Source organism: Pantoea sp. GbtcB22 (assembly GCF_019091025.1).
Classification (GTDB): domain Bacteria; phylum Pseudomonadota; class Gammaproteobacteria; order Enterobacterales; family Enterobacteriaceae; genus Pantoea; species Pantoea leporis.
Genome location: NZ_JAGXKB010000901.1, coordinates 1 through 234, shown reverse-complemented (window position 1 = coordinate 234; position 234 = coordinate 1). Strand labels below are relative to the sequence as shown.

Genomic DNA, 234 nt, shown 5'->3' with positions numbered 1-234 from the left:
TCGCCGAGCCGTTTACCCCGTCAGATGATGTTGACGCGCAGTTGTATCACGGTTTCTTTAGCGATGCCGATCGCGCTGGCATGAATATCACCCGCCAGACGCCGCCGCAAAATTTACCGGCGCTGGATTTGACCTTCGACGATAAGCGCATTGCTAAATTGTTGTCCCGCTACCGTGCGCGCAACTTCCCTGGCACCCTGGATGACGCCGAACAGCAGCGCTGGTTGCAGCATC

1 pseudogene is annotated in these 234 nt (G+C 57.3%); it reads left to right on the top strand.

Going from position 1 to position 234, the window contains the following annotated elements:
* Window positions 1–234: pseudogene (sbcB, locus tag KVT28_RS27000) on the top strand (exodeoxyribonuclease I); the annotation flags it as partial.